The sequence below is a fragment of the Niastella vici genome, from assembly GCF_002077945.1.
Taxonomy (GTDB): Bacteria; Bacteroidota; Bacteroidia; order Chitinophagales; family Chitinophagaceae; genus Niastella; species Niastella vici.
On record NZ_LVYD01000052.1, the window covers coordinates 58,706 to 74,244 of the forward strand.

10 protein-coding genes are annotated in these 15,539 nt (G+C 47.6%); 6 read left to right on the plus strand and 4 right to left on the minus strand.

Annotation, left to right across the window (positions count from 1 at the left end):
- Window positions 1–119: 119 nt before the first annotated feature.
- The gene (locus A3860_RS21410; RefSeq protein WP_081149623.1) at window positions 120–1,430 is read right to left on the minus strand and encodes a hypothetical protein; all 1,311 of its coding nucleotides are present in this window, start codon (window positions 1,428–1,430) and stop codon (window positions 120–122) included.
- Window positions 1,431–1,712: 282 nt separating this feature from the next.
- Here A3860_RS21410 and A3860_RS21415 point away from each other — a divergent pair, with 282 nt between their 5' ends.
- The 3 genes from A3860_RS21415 to A3860_RS21425 all read left to right on the plus strand — a co-directional run bounded on the left by A3860_RS21415 (window position 1,713) and on the right by A3860_RS21425 (window position 5,888).
- Window positions 1,713–3,119 carry a Gfo/Idh/MocA family protein gene (locus A3860_RS21415; protein WP_143774208.1) on the plus strand — a complete coding sequence of 469 codons (1,407 nt, stop codon included), beginning with the start codon at window positions 1,713–1,715 and terminating at the stop codon, window positions 3,117–3,119.
- A 71-nt stretch (window positions 3,120–3,190) separates the two neighbouring features.
- Window positions 3,191–4,270, plus strand: a complete 1,080-nt coding sequence (locus tag A3860_RS21420) for an Ldh family oxidoreductase (RefSeq protein ID WP_081149626.1) — start codon at window positions 3,191–3,193, stop codon at window positions 4,268–4,270.
- A 292-nt stretch (window positions 4,271–4,562) separates the two neighbouring features.
- A complete protein-coding gene (locus A3860_RS21425; protein ID WP_081149629.1) occupies window positions 4,563–5,888 on the plus strand; it encodes an aspartate kinase in 1,326 nt (441 codons plus the stop codon).
- A gap of 172 nt (window positions 5,889–6,060) precedes the next feature.
- Here the strand turns inward: A3860_RS21425 and A3860_RS21430 are convergent, their stop codons facing one another.
- The gene (locus A3860_RS21430; protein WP_081149632.1) at window positions 6,061–6,978 is read right to left on the minus strand and encodes an alpha/beta hydrolase; all 918 of its coding nucleotides are present in this window, start codon (window positions 6,976–6,978) and stop codon (window positions 6,061–6,063) included.
- A gap of 181 nt (window positions 6,979–7,159) precedes the next feature.
- Between A3860_RS21430 and A3860_RS21440 the strand changes: the two genes are divergently transcribed.
- Window positions 7,160–7,573 (plus strand): hypothetical protein, encoded by a 414-nt coding sequence (locus A3860_RS21440; protein ID WP_081149638.1) that lies wholly within the window; start codon window positions 7,160–7,162, stop codon window positions 7,571–7,573.
- A gap of 122 nt (window positions 7,574–7,695) precedes the next feature.
- On the opposite strand, the gene queA is transcribed toward A3860_RS21440, so the two are convergent.
- Window positions 7,696–8,745 (minus strand): tRNA preQ1(34) S-adenosylmethionine ribosyltransferase-isomerase QueA, encoded by a 1,050-nt coding sequence (queA, locus tag A3860_RS21445; protein WP_081149641.1) that lies wholly within the window; start codon window positions 8,743–8,745, stop codon window positions 7,696–7,698.
- 546 nt (window positions 8,746–9,291) lie between these two features.
- Between queA and A3860_RS21455 the strand changes: the two genes are divergently transcribed.
- Window positions 9,292–13,182: a TraB/GumN family protein gene (locus tag A3860_RS21455; RefSeq protein WP_081149649.1), complete on the plus strand. Its 3,891-nt coding sequence runs from the start codon at window positions 9,292–9,294 to the stop codon at window positions 13,180–13,182.
- 31 nt (window positions 13,183–13,213) lie between these two features.
- Complete coding sequence (locus A3860_RS21460; RefSeq protein ID WP_081149652.1) at window positions 13,214–13,756, plus strand: DUF1415 domain-containing protein; 543 nt, start codon at window positions 13,214–13,216, stop codon at window positions 13,754–13,756.
- A 3-nt stretch (window positions 13,757–13,759) separates the two neighbouring features.
- Here the strand turns inward: A3860_RS21460 and A3860_RS21465 are convergent, their stop codons facing one another.
- Entirely contained in the window at window positions 13,760–15,490 is a 1,731-nt protein-coding gene (locus A3860_RS21465) for an ABC transporter ATP-binding protein (protein WP_081149857.1), read from the minus strand.
- Window positions 15,491–15,539 lie beyond the last annotated feature (49 nt).

The following is a 15,539-nucleotide window of genomic DNA, read 5'->3' on the forward strand; positions in this document are numbered from 1 at the left end:
CTAAAGTTTTGGCATAATAAAACGGGTAACGTCATAAAGAGGTTGCCCGTTTTTTATTTCGTAATTTGCAATAAAGGAATTTTATGGAAGGTAATGCTCCAAACTTGACGCAACTCAATTTATTGTGTTCTGTTCTTTTCAAACTCCTTCACCAACCTTTCCACCTCTGCCTTACTCACCGCCTTTTTCTGATCATCAAGATCAATCACATACAAATATCCTTTGTTGCCGGCAGTGGCGCTGAACGCACTCACCAAATTAAACTGATCGCTTACCAGTAAACGCCCGTTCGAAACATTCCACAATTCTTTCGCACACAAACAACCCATCGTAGGCGTCAATGGATAATACGGCTTGTTCCTGAAATACTCCGGATCAATTGTAGTACCATGGGCAATAATGGAATTACGCCCCACCTTGCCGGCATAAAATGCTTCTGTTACCCAGGGCATGGTTCGCATGGCTGGCGGCAGCAATTGCAAATACCCCCAAAGCATATCATTATTGGGCGTGTACACCACACTGTCGCCTGCATGAAAAAAGGTGGTCCATTTTCTTTCAAACGGCATTACCAGTTGCAGATTGGGCGTGGGCCCAATAAGTTTATTATACGTTACCGCAGTGCCCTGAATACTGTAAACACCTTGTGGTGTATTGCCATCGGGAATAAAATAGGGAAGTCCGGAAGCAGAGCGGGCCAGTTGCTCAAACACCATTAACCGGCCATCGGCATACCGCATAAAGCTGCCATCGGCATTTTGAACGATGGCCAGTCCGGCATAATCGCGGTTATGCCGCTGAAACGAATACACGGCTTTTTTCTTAACCGTTTGCTGATAGCGGAACAATTCAATGAGGTCATTGACAGCAGGTGCTTTATAGCGGGTATACGTGTTCAGGTATTTATCCAGCTCGGCCAGTATGCTGATATTACCATAATTGGGGAACTGTTCCCTGATCCTTTTGCGGATCGTTGCTGCATTTACGGCAGCGGTATCATACCGTAAACAATAAGTGGCGGCAATGGCGAACAAAATGGGATTCGTTTCTTTGGCCAGCAGCAGCTGAATGCTTTGAATGTATTGATCGGGATATACGCCATACACGGTTTCGAGCATGGCCCGTTTGGTATCGTATTGTAATGAATCGTACTGAACGAATAACTGGGTAATACCCTGCTGGGTTGTATCATTATCCAGCGCAAACTGAACGATGGCCCGGCAGGCTGCTTCATACCGGTATTCTGTATTGCTATCGAGGGGCGACAGAAAAGCTTTTCCCACCACATTCTCATGCAGGTCTTTTACCAGTAACTGCCGCTTTTTATATAGCACAAAATCGCTATAAATATCTTCCCGGCGCGGCTGGGCATCAATATCATATTGTATTAAAAAAACAAGTAGACAAAGAAGTACGGCCTTACCATTCATATTTATCAAATATACTTTTACCGGCTGAAAAAAGTCTTTAATAATTGGTAACTTCCCAAGCCTGTGTGCAATTAGCAATGCTTACTGGCGGGTACTCAGCAAGAAACGTGCAGTTATTAATTTATTTAGTTTAAATCTGATTTTAATGTTTGTGGTTTGGTTTTTGCACTTTGCCCTTTGCCCGCCAACCCCACCAGCCGGTGGAGAAAGCGGGTTGCCCAATTGCTCCTGAGCGCAGTCGAAGGATCCGCCCCCTACCCGATACCTTAATTCTATTGAAATATGTCAAAAGATTACGCATCTACCCGCCGTAAATTTTTAAAGCAGTTAACAGCTTCTTCCGCCTTGCTGGCCGCTGGCCCGTTTGCCTCTGTAGCCAACCAGGAACAGCTGGAAGAACGCATCATCCGTTACCAAAAACCCATCAGCGCAAACGACACCATTCGAATAGGCATTATTGGTACCGGTATCATGGGCCACAATGATCTGCAAACAGCCCTGAAAGTCCCCGGTATTGAACTGGCCGGCGCCTGCGATCTGTATACCGGCCGGCTCGAAAGAATAAAAGAACTATACGGCAGCACTATCTATACTACACAGGATTACCGCGAACTGCTCAATAAAAAAGACATTGACGCCGTGATCATTGCAACCAGCGATCACTGGCATGCCCGCATAGCCACCGATGCATTCCGCAAAAACAAACATGTGTATTGCGAAAAGCCCATGGTGCATAAATTATGGGAAGGCCTTCCATTGATAGGCGCCCAGCGGTTGAGCAAAAAAGTAATGCAGGTGGGCAGCCAGCGCGTAAGCAGCATGGCCTACATAAAAGCAAAAGAATTATACAAGGCCGGGGAAATAGGCGCCCTCAATTGTGTGGAAGCCACTTACGACCGGCAAAGCGCTATTGGCGCCTGGGAATATACCATGCCTACCGATGCTTCGCCGCAAACCGTTGACTGGCGGCGGTATATCAGCGGCATGCCGCAGATACCCTTCGATCCTAAAAAGTTTTTCTGGTGGCGCAATTATAAAGCGTTTGGAACCGGAATGGCCGGCGATCTGTTTGTGCATTTGCTCTCGGGCATTCATATGATCACCGATTCAAAAGGCCCTACCCGCATTGTTTCGAGCGGACAACTTTCTTACTGGAAAGACGGCCGCGACGTTCCGGATGTAATGACGGCCATTATGGATTATCCGCAAACCAAAGAGCATCCTGCATTCCAGGTAATGTTACGCGTGAACTTTATCAGCGGTGGCGGCAATAAAAGCGTTATCCGTTTGTACGGAACCGAAGGGATGATTGAAATGGAAGGGAATGGTTTCACTGTTACGCACAGCCTGCTGCCCAAAGCGCCGGGTATTGGCGGCTATGATGCGCTGAACACCTACCCCACCGCCATGCAGGAAGAACTGAAAAAACAATACAGCGACCGCTGGACCAAAGACGACGAAAAAAGACCCGAAAAAGCACCGGTGAAATATAAAATGCACGAAGGGTACAGTGAGCACCTCGATCACTTCACCAATTTCTTCGACGCCATTCGAAACGGCACCCAGGCCAATGAAGGACCCGAATTTGCCTTCCGCGCCGCGGCGCCCTGCCTGGCTGCCAATGACAGTTATTTTACGAAAAGGATCATTTACTGGGACCCGCTGAATATGCGGTTGAAAGGGGCGTAAGCAGCATGGCCTAAACGCTGCGGTCATGGGTTAATTGAATTCGAAAGCAGGAACTTTCTTTTCTTTGCACCATGGCTGAAAAAATATACTCGTACCAACATCTATTCAATTTTACCAACCAGGTATTCCAACAAATAGGCTGTCCGGCAGAACAGGCCGAACTGGCGGCCGAAGTACTGTTAAGCGCCGACCTGCGGGGTATTGACTCCCATGGCGTTGCCCGCCTCAGCGGATATGTGCGCCTGTGGGAGGCCAAACGCGTGAACGCCACCCCCAATATCAGGATCATTCATGAAACCCCCTCCACCGCAGTCGTTGACGGCGATAGCGGGCTGGGCCTGGTAGTGGCGCCCTTCGCCATGCAGGTGGCCATTGAAAAAGCAAAAAAAGCAGGCACCGGCTGGGTCAGCGTGCAAAACAGCAATCACTTTGGCATCGCCGGCTACCACGCCATGATGGCCCTTGAATATGAAATGATCGGTATGGCCATGACCAATGCCAGTCCGCTCGTTTCTCCCACATTTTCTACTGAACGCCTGTTGGGCACCAACCCCATTTGCGTAAGCATACCCGCCGGGGAAGAACCGGCTTTTGTAGCCGACCTGGCCACCACCACCGCCGCCAATGGCAAACTGGAAATTTTACAGCGCAAGAACCAGGAAGCCCCCCTGGGCTGGATCCAGGATAAAGAAGGAAATCCTTCGACCAACGCCCATGAATTAAAAACCGGTGGCGCCCTGCTGCCCCTGGGTGGCGACCGTGAGCATGGCAGCCATAAAGGCTATGCGCTGGGAGCAGTGGTCGATATTTTCTCCGCCGTATTAAGCGGCGCCAATTACGGCCCCTGGGTGCCCCCCTTCCCGGCCTATGTGCCCATGCCAACCGGTATGCCCGGCAAAGGCATCGGTCACTTCTTTGGCGCCATGCGGGTTGATGCTTTCAGGCCGGCCGCCGACTTCAAACATCATATGGACAACTGGATCAGGCGTTTTCGCAGTGCCAAAACCGTAGCAGGAGAAGAAAAAGTGCTTATTCCAGGCGATCCCGAACGGGAAATGGAAGCGCTGCGGATGAAGGAAGGCATTCCTTTGCTCGATGCGGTAGTAACTGACCTAAGCGCTGTTGGTGAACGATTTGGGGTAAAGTTGTAATGGTGAATATTGATTCGCCCCGGGCCGGGGGTGCGCAACCATCCCGTAGCGTCCTGTAATGCAGTCGCAGCAAAGGCCTTCACCAAAAACGAGATGGCATTATCCTGCAAATACAACACACAAACTACGATCTGTACCTTATCTTTGCAGCCCTTAATAAAACGCAACTAAATATCTTTAGATGAAACGAGCCAGGCAAAAATTTTCATTAACCCTTTAATGCAATTTAATACAATGAAAATTTTTGCCTGGGGAGTTCCATCAGGCAAAAACAAAAAATTAATATTTTCTGATGAAAATCATGAAGTTTGGCGGCACCTCGGTGGGCAAACCCGACAGAATGCACCAGGTAGCGCAACTGATAACCAAAGACGACAGTGAGCCAGTTATCGTAGTGTTGAGCGCATTAAGCGGCACTACCAATTCACTCGTAGCCATTGGCGAAGCTATGGCCGCCGGCAGTCGCGACCAGGCTAAAGAACTGATCGACAAACTGGAAGCCCATTACCAGTCATTTATAAAGGAACTGGTGAAGACCGATAAAGCTTATGCCAAAGCCAGGAGCATCGTATCTGAACACTTCGAGTTCCTGAACATCATATTGAAGATCTCTTTCAGCGAAGCCCTGAGCAAGGATATTCTGGCACAGGGAGAATTGCTTTCTACCAAATTATTCAGCGTATACCTCGAAGAAAAAGGTATCGATCATATGCTGTTGCCCGCGCTCGAATTCATGACCATCGACGCACAGGATGAACCGCAGCTGAGCACCATCAAGGTGAAATTGTCGCGCATTCTGCAACAGAACAGCAATAAAAAATTATTTATCACCCAGGGCTATATCTGCCGCAACTCCCGTGGTGAGGTTGATAACCTGAAACGCGGTGGCAGTGATTATACAGCATCACTGGTAGCCGCAGCGGTGAATGCTTCGGTTTGTGAGATCTGGACCGACATCGACGGCATGCACAACAACGATCCCCGTATCGTTAAAAAGACCGTTCCTGTTGAACAGCTGAGTTTTGAAGAAGCTGCCGAGCTGGCTTACTTTGGCGCCAAGATCCTGCACCCAACCTGTATTTGGCCTGCCCAGCAACAAAAGGTTCCGGTGAAGTTGCTGAACACCATGCAACCCGAAGCCCTCGGTACTACCATTACCCAGGAGGCCGGTTCTGTAGGCGTTAAAGCCGTTGCCGCCAAAGATGGTATCATCGTGATCAATATCAAGAGCAGCCGCATGCTGCTGGCCTATGGCTTCCTGCGGAAGATCTTTGAAGTGTTCGAAAAATACCGCACTTCAATTGACATGATCACCACTTCAGAAGTTGCGGTATCAGTAACCATTGACCATGGCGGTAACCTTACTGCTATTGTAAAGGAGCTGGAACCATTTGGCACCATCACTACAGAAGATAACCACACGATCATTTCGGTAGTAGGTAATGAAATTGCACAAACCAAGCATATCCTGAGCAAATTGTTTGAAGCCCTAACACCCATTCCAGTACGAATGGTTAGTTATGGCGGCAGCAAGCACAACGTATCGATGCTCGTTCCTTCTTCTTACAAAACCCAAACCCTGCAATTGCTGAATAAGGGTTTGTTTGGATTGGAATAGGTCAATGGTGAATGGTCAATGGTGAATGGTCAATGGTGAATGGTCAATGGTGAATGGTCAATGGTGAATTGACTCGCGAATTTTGAGCAGACCTTTATTAATATTGAAAGCCGGTAATATCGAAAGACATTACCGGCTTTTTTTTGCTCCCCCTTTAGGGGGCTGGGGGGTATTACTTTATCCACCCACTCTTCGTCATCCACTCCTGCACCAGGTCCATCCACTTCACCTCACTGGTTGAGTTGTTCATCCCGAAACCATGACCGCCTTTTTCGTACAAATAAAAATCAAACGGCACCTTGTTCTTCTGCAGGGCGGTAGCAAACAATAACATGTTCTGCACTTTAACGGTGCTGTCGTCTTCGGCATGCACCAGGTAAGTGGGCGGTGTTTTTTTCGTTACCTGCAATTCGTTTGAATATTCCATCTTCTTTTCAGGCGAAGGGTCTTTGCCCAGTAAATTTTCTCTCGATCCCTTATGGCAGATGCTGTCGGCAAAACTGATCACCGGGTAAACCAGGATCATAAAATCGGGACGCAGGTTTGCTTTTTTACCGGCATCAATATAGGCATGATTAAAATGGGTGCCGGCTGCGGAAGCCAGGTGCCCGCCGGCCGAAAAACCAATGATGCCTACCCGGTTCTTATCAATTTCCCATTCTTTGGCCTTTTCACGCACGATCTGAATAGCCCGTTGCGCATCCTGTATGGGACCTATTTCCTTATTGACCATGGTAACATCACTCGGCAACCGGTACTTTAGTACAAAGGCGGCCACGCCCATTTCATTAAAACGTTTGGCTACATCGTACCCCTCATGACCAATAGCTACATTTCTGTAACCACCACCGGGTATAACAACAACAGCAGCGCCCGTAGCTTTTTCTTTTGGTGGCAGATAAATGGTGAGCGTGGGTATACTTACCTTGCTGATCATGGGAACACCTCTGTGCGAGGTATCTGTTTTTTCTTCATCAGGTGCCGGTTTTGAATTAGGAATGGAATCGGCATATAACGGCATTACGGTTTGAGTGTAACTGATCAAAACAAAGCAAGTTAAGGTTACAAAAAGGATGAGTGGTTTTTTCATACACGGCTACTTATAACCAAATTTACTTGTTTACATTAAAAATTACAGCCATTCTTTTACGCGTTGGCCAAATTCATCCGCGGGGAACAGTTTTGGTAAATATTAAGTTAATACGCCGCCCGCCTGGTTGCAATGACCGGGAATCGGATCAACTTTGTTTTAACACCAAAAAACCTATGATATGAAAAAAATTTACTTAGCGTTTATCCCCATTCTTATTTTCCTCATTGCAGCCTGCAGCAAAGATTTTTTGAAATCATACGACAAACGCATTACCGGCGGCACCTGGGAATTATATGATGTAAACAATTTTGGCATCGGCAGCCACTATTCGCCGGTGTTTAACAGCGGCCGTTTTACTTTTGAATCAACCGGCCAGGTGACCTATACCACAAACCTGGGTGAAGAATATACCGGCAGTTGGGACATCAGGCACGGGTGGCGGGGCAAAGAACTGAACATCACAGTTACCAATTTTCAAACCCAAAAAGTATTGTCAGAACATTTCGACCTTATGGAGTTCACCAGCACCAACCGGTTCAAAACCCATATATACACTGGCGGGCGCACGTATACTTTTAAGTGGAGGAGATAGCTTTAAAAAGGCAATAAACAGCAGGTAATGGTAAAAAAGAAAAACCGGCAACCTCATAAAGAAGTTACCGGCTGTTATTATGCTAAAAAGTGAGGCGACTCAACTTAAAACCAAAAAACAGATTAGATAACCAGCATGGCATCGCCGTAGCTGAAGAAACGGTATTTATCCTTGATGGCTTTTTTATACGCCTCCATCGCCAGGTCGTAACCGGCAAAAGCACAAGTCATGATCAGCAGACTGGTCTTGGGCAGGTGCAGGTTGGTAACCAGTGAATCGGCAATGTTGAACTGGTAAGGCGGATGAATAAAGATGTTGGTCCAGCCCTCAGAAGGCTTCAACAGCTTTTCAGCTGTATACGAGCTTTCAAGTGCCCGCATGGTGGTAGTACCAATGGAGCAGATACGGTGATTGCCCTGGATCGCTTTATTTACAATTTTGCAGGCCAGGTCTTCAATTTTATAATACTCCGCATCCATCTTGTGCTTGCTGAGATCTTCCACTTCAATGGGACGGAAAGTACCCAACCCCGTGTGCAGCGTTACTTCGGCAAACCGAACGCCTTTGATCTCGAGCCTTTTAATGAGCTCAATGCTGAAGTGCAAACCGGCGGTTGGCGCCGCCACAGCACCTTCATGCTTGGCGTAAACGGTTTGATAGCGTTCTTTATCGTCTGCTTCAGGCTTACGTTTAATATATTTTGGCAGGGGCGTTTCACCCAGAAATTCCAGCATATTGCGGAATTCTTCATCGGTACCATCCCACAAAAAGCGAATAGTGCGGCCGCGTGAAGTTGTATTGTCAATTACTTCGGCGATCAGTTCATCGTTCTCGCCAAAGTAGAGTTTATTACCAACACGAATTTTACGGGCGGGGTCCACAATCACATCCCACAGCCGGTTGGGTTTATTTAATTCACGCAGCAGGAACACCTCAATTTTCGCCCCCGTTTTTTCCTTCCGGCCGTACATGCGGGCCGGGAACACTTTGGTATTATTCACTACGAACACATCCTTATCATCAAAATAATCCATGATGTCGCGGAAATGTTTGTTCTCTATCTGGCCGGTTTGGCGATGAACAACCATCAAACGCGCATCTTCACGTCTTTTTGTAGGGTGTTGGGCAATAAGGTTAAGTGGTAAATCGAACCGGAACTGTGAAAGTTTCATGTGTATTTTTAAACTGTTTTTAAAAGCCACATGATACGAACAGGGGGAGTAAGATCAGGGTACATCGGGGTGGTATTCCGATACAAACGAGGTCTTACGGCACCAGGTTTGATATCATGTAAGCTAAAATTCGAGCGGGCAAAGGTAATTAAAAAAAGGGCCGAACCCAAATTTAAAAATCAATAATATGATAGAATTGTCGCCGGGTACAGAAAACTCCTTACAGTAGTGTATCCCTGACAAGTATTGGCCCCGGAAGAAGCTGGTTGGAACCGGAGGGCACAAATTAGGAGCCGGCAATAGGCAGCCGGCAATTAGCTGCGCCCACCGCTCATCAAAAACAGCCAAACTTTTATGGCTTTTTCCCATTTTAACATCTCTCCTATGAATTCACCCCGCTGACATTTGGTTTATTATTACGAAATTTATAAAAGGGAAAAGTGCACTACAGAGAACTCATCAATCGCGCCTTTTAAAATAACCAGGTACCTCCTTCCCGGTAATTACCGGGAGGCATTTCAAGTCACCGGTCATTAATTATTGAGTATGAGAAAATCGATCTCCTTCCTGCTTGTCGTGCTTGTAACCATCGTTATGCCATCCATGGCACAGCAGCCAGCCCATAAACCTAAAATGTCGCCCCAGCCCTCCATTCCGGTTCCGCCCAAACCCGCCTCCAAAAAATATCCCAGCCTGTTGTGGGAGATCAGCGGCAATGGTCTTAAAAAACCGTCCTACCTGTTTGGCACCATGCACGTGAGCGATAAACTGGCTTTTCACCTCGGCGATAGCTTTTACACCGCTATCAAAAGCGCCGATGTGGTGGCGCTGGAAACCAATCCCGAAAGCTGGCAGGACGATTACAGCCAGTCAGTTTTTTTCAGGGGCGGCCGCCGCAATGGCAATAGTTTAATGAACCTGTACTCGAGCCGGTGGGAATGGCCGGCAGACCACATGCGCATCACCACGTTTGCCATCGACCGCTATGAAGAAGCCATAAAAGCCGCGCTGGCGGTAGAACCCTCCATGATCAATGGCATGCTGTACCGCACCTATGGACGCCAGGCCGAAGATTTTGAAGAAGACACCTTCCTCGACATGTACATTTTTCAAACCGGTAAAAAACTGGGTAAACGGGTAAGCGGGGTAGAAAATTTTCAGGAAAGCGAAAAGCTGGTAATGGAAGCCTACAAGGCCATGCTGCGCGATCAGAACAAAAAAAGAAGAAGCTACGATTACGAAGGCATGATGACCAATCCCAAAAAAGTGGAAGATGCCTACCGCAAAGGCGATCTCGACCTGCTCGATTCCCTGGAAAGCCTCACCGTGTTCTCCGATGCCTTCCAGGAAAAATTCCTGTACAAACGCAACGAGATACAGGCCAACTCCATTGACTCCATCATAAAAAAAATGTCGCTGTTCGTAGGCGTGGGCGCAGCTCACCTGCCGGGCAAACGGGGCGTTATAGAATTGTTGCGCCAGAAAGGCTACACCATGCGCCCGGTTCGTATGGACGACCGCAACAGCATGCAAAAAGAAAACGTTGACAAAATACGCATCAATAATACATTCACCACACAAACAGGCGACGATGGCTTTTACAGCGTTTCCATTCCGGGAAAAAAATTCTACCGCTTTACCGACTGGAACGGGATGGATGTAGTGCAATACGCCGATATGGTGAACGGCGCATATTACATGGTAACCCGTATAAAGACCAACAGCCTGTCGTTGGGCCATAGCAGTGACCTCGTATTAAAAAAGATCGACAGCCTGCTGTACGAGAACATCCCCGGCAAGATCCTGAAAAAAACAGCCATTACGAAGAATGGCTACAAAGGACTTGATATCATCAACCGCACCCGCCGCGGCGATTATCAACGCTACCAGCTATACATTACGCCCTTTGAAGTGCTGATCTTTAAAATGAGCGGCAATGGCGAATACATAAATGCCGGCAACGAATCACAGGAGTTCTTCGGTTCCATTAAACTAAAAGAATACGCAACAGCCGGCTGGCAAACCTGGCAGCCGCCAACAGGTGGCTTCAGCGTACAAATGCCCCACATCCCAGCCCTGCTTAAAGACAATGGTTTTGGCACCGACAGGCTTGAATATGCGGCCAGCGATGCGGCTACAGGCAACAGCTATCTCATCATGAAAGCCAACCTGCACAATTATTCTTTCATTGAAGAAGATACATTTGAACTGAACCTCATGGATGAAAGCTATGGCTATTCCGACTTTATCGACAAACAGCTCAGCCGCCGCTTTATATCGCTTAACGGATACCCCGCGCTGGAAAGTAAATACAAACACAAGGATGGCAGTTTCAGCAGCGTGCGCTATGTAATACAGGGACCGGTGTACTATGCCATAATAGCCAGTTACAAAAACGACAATCCCGATACACAACGCTTTCTGCAATCATTTGCCATTACGCCCTATATTTATCCGGTCCCGGCCCCACGCACCGATACAGTAATGAGCATCACTGTTACAACGCCCATATATGCGCAAGCCGATAAAAAGAACGACTCGCCCGGCATGGAAGAATTACTGCAGCTATCGAATGGTATGATGGATGATGACGCAGACGACATTAACGTACCCGCATTCAGTACCCGCCTTATAGGTAACGATACCATCGGCGAAAAAATACTGGTGATGCATTTCAAAGTGCCGCAATACAGTTATAAAAAAGACAGCGCCACCTTGTGGAAGAATGCTTCAGTAAGCACCTGGTTCTCAGACAGTACTTTCATCATAAAACAAAGCAGGGAATACACCCTGCCCAATGGCATGCGTTGCCGCGATCTGCAGCTAACCGATACCAACAGCAGCCGCCTCATCATCTCTAAAATGTTTTATAACAACGGGCATTTCTTCAGCATTACAACCCTTACCGATACGCTGAGCAAACAAAGCGCCCTGCTCTCGAATTTCTTCAGCAGTTTTAAACCAGTTGATACGCTGAAAGGCGAATCGCTGTTTGCCCGCAAATCGGAACAGTTCATAAAAGACCTGTTCAGCAAGGATTCCATGACCGTTAAAAAAGCCCGCAGATCATTGTACCAGGTTGCTTTCGACTCAACAGATGTACCGCTGCTGAAAAAAGCCATTGACTCGCTCAACTGGAAAATGAAAGATTACCTGACCCTTAAAAAATTCTTTATCGACAACCTGGGCCGCATCAGGGATACCAGCATTGTATCTTATCTGCAGAAATTATACTGGAAAGTGAAAGACACTGCCGACTGGCAGGCGGCTATTTTAAATGCCTTGCTGAACCAGCGTACAAAAACCGCTTTCCTGGCATTCAAAGACCTGGTGCTGCAGGAACCACCTGTCATGGACGATGACTATACCTACAACCGGGGCTTCAGACTGCCATCTGTATACGTAGATTACACCACAGTAACAAAAAGTAAAAAGACTTCTTATTTCGGCAAGTGGGCGCCCCTGTTCGATACCCTTTCGCTGTCAAAAGTTATTTTCCCTGATATTTTACAACTGATGAACATCGACGATTACCGCAACGATGTCATGAATTTACTGGTGACCATGGTCGACAGTGGTTACCTGAAGACGGAAGATTATGAAACCAGCTTCCCGAAGATCTACCTGGAAGCAAAACAACTGCTGAAAAAGCAATTGGCCAAAGAGAACAAGGCCAACATGGAAAAAGCCGCCCGTAAAGAGGCGCCCGTAGCATCCCTGTACCCTGCTGATGATGACGATACCGGGGTTTCCGATGCCGGCAATACCGACCTCGACCGCTATGCCATTCTGCTGTTGCCATTCTATAATAAGAACCCGGGCGTGCAAGCTTTCTTTGAACAGTTGCAAACCACCCAGGACCGGCGATTATTGTACAATACGTATATCCTGTTGTTGCGGAATAAATATAAAGTGCCCGATCCCTTCTTTACCAAATACGCCAAACTCGATGAATACCGCAGTGAACTGTATATTGACCTGGAGACCAACAAAATGACCGACAGGTTCCCGAAACAATACAAAAACCAGCTGGATATTAGCCGGAGCCTGATCGTAAAAACGCTGACCAATTACGACAAGATCGACACGCTGATATTCATTGACAAACTGCCGGTAGCCTATGAGCAGAAAAAAGGCTATGTATACTTTTTCAAATACAAACGCATGCGCGATGATCTTACCTGGCAGGTGGCTACGGCCGGCATGCAACCCGAAAAAACAGAGCTGGTTGATGTGAAGAATGATGATTTTACCTCGGTAGATGAAGACCGAAAACTGGAGAGCGACAAACCGGTTAAAGAGCAATTACAAAAAATGCTGAAGGAAATGTTGTATGCACGCCGCAGCAGCGCTTCGGTATTTTACGATGCCAGGTCGTTTACCCTGTACCGGAATTATTTATCTGAAATGGTGAAGAGCCAGCGATACCGCGATTAAGTTCACGGAGCATTCATGTACCTTTACCGACATGACAGATGAGCTGCAAATTATTGAGCAAACAAAGAACTGGATCAAAGCAATAGTGATCGGTTGTAATTTTTGTCCGTTCGCCAACCGGGAATTTACAAACGATACCATTCGCTACCACGTTGAATTCAGCGCCAAACGCACCGATGCACGGGAAACATTATTAAAAGAATTAAAGCAGCTCGATAAGGACAAAACCATTGCCACCACCTTACTTATATTTCCAAACGCATTTGCAGCGTTCGACACCTACCTGCAGTTTGTTGCATTTGCCGAAAACCTGTTGCAGCAAAAGGGTTATGAAGGCATTTACCAGTTAGCCTCCTTTCACCCGTTATACCAGTTCGAAGGCAGCGCCCCCGATGATGCCGCCAACTATACCAACCGGTCAATATACCCCATGCTGCATTTACTGCGCGAAGACCAGGTGCGCAAGGCTATTCAATACTATGGCAATGCCGATGAGATACCCGAAAGGAATGTTCAATTCGCCCGTGAAAAAGGGGAAGCATATATGAAGATGCTTAGGGATAGTTGTTTGTGATGCTTATGCTATAATGCCTTTCGGAATGGAGGCGATCAATTGTTTGGTATACTCTTTCTGCGGATGAAAATAGACCTGCTCCGCATCCCCGATCTCTTCTATCTTTCCTTTGTTCATCACCATAATGCGGTCGCTGATATACCGCACCACCGACAGATCGTGCGAAATAAAAACAATGGTAAAACCCATTTCTGCTTTCAGATCGTTCAGCAGGTTCAGCACCTGTGCCTGTACGCTTACATCGAGGGCCGAAACCGATTCATCACAAACAATGAACTCAGGATTCAACGCCAGCGCCCGCGCAATAACGATCCGCTGCCGCTGACCGCCCGAAAACTCATGTGGGTAGCGATGAAAATGTTCTGCTTTCAGGTTTACCTTTTCAAGCAGCTCCACTACCCTGTCTTTCCGTTGCCCGCTATTGGCAATGATATTATGTACTTTTAATGGTTCTGCAATAGCCGACCCTATCGTTAATCGCGGGTTCAGGGAAGAATAAGGATCCTGGAAAATGATCTGGATATCCTTCCGCATGTCTTTCATGGTAGCGGCATCTATCTTCGACAGGTCGGTGCCATCATAATACACCGAACCCGAAGTAGGGGGTATCAATCCCAGCAAGGTTCGTCCAAGGGTGGTTTTACCACAACCCGATTCGCCTACCAGCCCCAGCGTTTCGCCTTTATAGATCTCAAACCGTACATTATCGATCGCCTTTACATATTCAAGCGGTTTACCCAGCAGGCTCTTTTTTGAGGGGAACCATACATTCAACCGCGACACCTGTATAAAGGGCCGTTTAACCACAGTTGTCTCCGGTTCGTCGCTTACTATTGGCGGAACCGCAGACTGTATATAACGGGCGGCCTCAAACGGCCGGTTGTGTTCCAGAAAATCGCTGACGATGGGCAGCCGTTCTCCCTTGGGATGCAATACCGGCCGGCAGGCCAGCAGTCCTTTTGTATAAGGATGTTGCGGATTGCTGAAAAGATCAGCCACAGGGCCGGCCTCTACAATTTCGCCCCGGTACATCACCACAGCGCGGTCGGCCACTTCTGCCACCACACCCAGGTCGTGCGTAATAAAGATGACGCCCATCTGCTTTGTCTGTTGCAGTTCTTTAATCAACTGCAGAATGGTCTTTTGCACCGTAACATCCAGGGCCGTGGTGGGCTCATCACAGATCAGCAGGGAGGGCTCGCAGCTCATGGCCATGGCGATCATCACACGTTGCTTTTGCCCACCGCTCAATTGATGCGGATAACGGCGAAACAACTGTTCGGGATTGGGCAACTGCACCTGCCTGAACAGATCGATCGTTTTTTGCGTTGCTTCTTTTTTACCGGTCTTCAGGTGCAGCCGCAATGCTTCCTGCACCTGGTGCCCGCAGGTGAACACGGGGTTCAGGGAGGTCATGGGTTCCTGAAAGATCATGGCGATGTGGTTACCGCGAATAGCCCGCAACTGACCGGGTGTTTGCGTTAACAGGTTCACCGGTTCATCTCCATCAACTGAAAATAATATTTCTCCATTTGTATACCGCGCCGGCGGTTTGGGTAATAATTGTAATATGGATAATGAAGTCACCGATTTGCCAGAACCCGATTCGCCTACAATAGCTACGATCTCACCACGATTTACCGTGAGCGAAATATCCTTTACGGCAGTGGTGGTGCCAATGTCGGTAACAAAATCGACCTGCAGGTTATTTATTTGTAGTAAAGGCGCTGGCATTTTGTGGTATAGGTATAAACAAATATCGGGAAAAGCAGGCATATAACAC

Excerpts from the sequence above, each read along its gene's own strand:
- A3860_RS21410 (WP_081149623.1), bottom strand. The coding sequence starts at position 1,430 with ATGAATGGTAAGGCCGTACTTCTTTGTCTACTTGTTTTTTTAATACAA.
- A3860_RS21415 (WP_143774208.1), top strand. The coding sequence starts at position 1,713 with ATGTCAAAAGATTACGCATCTACCCGCCGTAAATTTTTAAAGCAGTTA.
- A3860_RS21420 (WP_081149626.1), top strand. The coding sequence starts at position 3,191 with ATGGCTGAAAAAATATACTCGTACCAACATCTATTCAATTTTACCAAC.
- A3860_RS21425 (WP_081149629.1), top strand. The coding sequence starts at position 4,563 with ATGAAAATCATGAAGTTTGGCGGCACCTCGGTGGGCAAACCCGACAGA.
- A3860_RS21430 (WP_081149632.1), bottom strand. The coding sequence starts at position 6,978 with ATGAAAAAACCACTCATCCTTTTTGTAACCTTAACTTGCTTTGTTTTG.
- A3860_RS21440 (WP_081149638.1), top strand. The coding sequence starts at position 7,160 with ATGAAAAAAATTTACTTAGCGTTTATCCCCATTCTTATTTTCCTCATT.
- queA (WP_081149641.1), bottom strand. The coding sequence starts at position 8,745 with ATGAAACTTTCACAGTTCCGGTTCGATTTACCACTTAACCTTATTGCC.
- A3860_RS21455 (WP_081149649.1), top strand. The coding sequence starts at position 9,292 with ATGAGAAAATCGATCTCCTTCCTGCTTGTCGTGCTTGTAACCATCGTT.
- A3860_RS21460 (WP_081149652.1), top strand. The coding sequence starts at position 13,214 with ATGACAGATGAGCTGCAAATTATTGAGCAAACAAAGAACTGGATCAAA.
- A3860_RS21465 (WP_081149857.1), bottom strand. The coding sequence starts at position 15,490 with ATGCCAGCGCCTTTACTACAAATAAATAACCTGCAGGTCGATTTTGTT.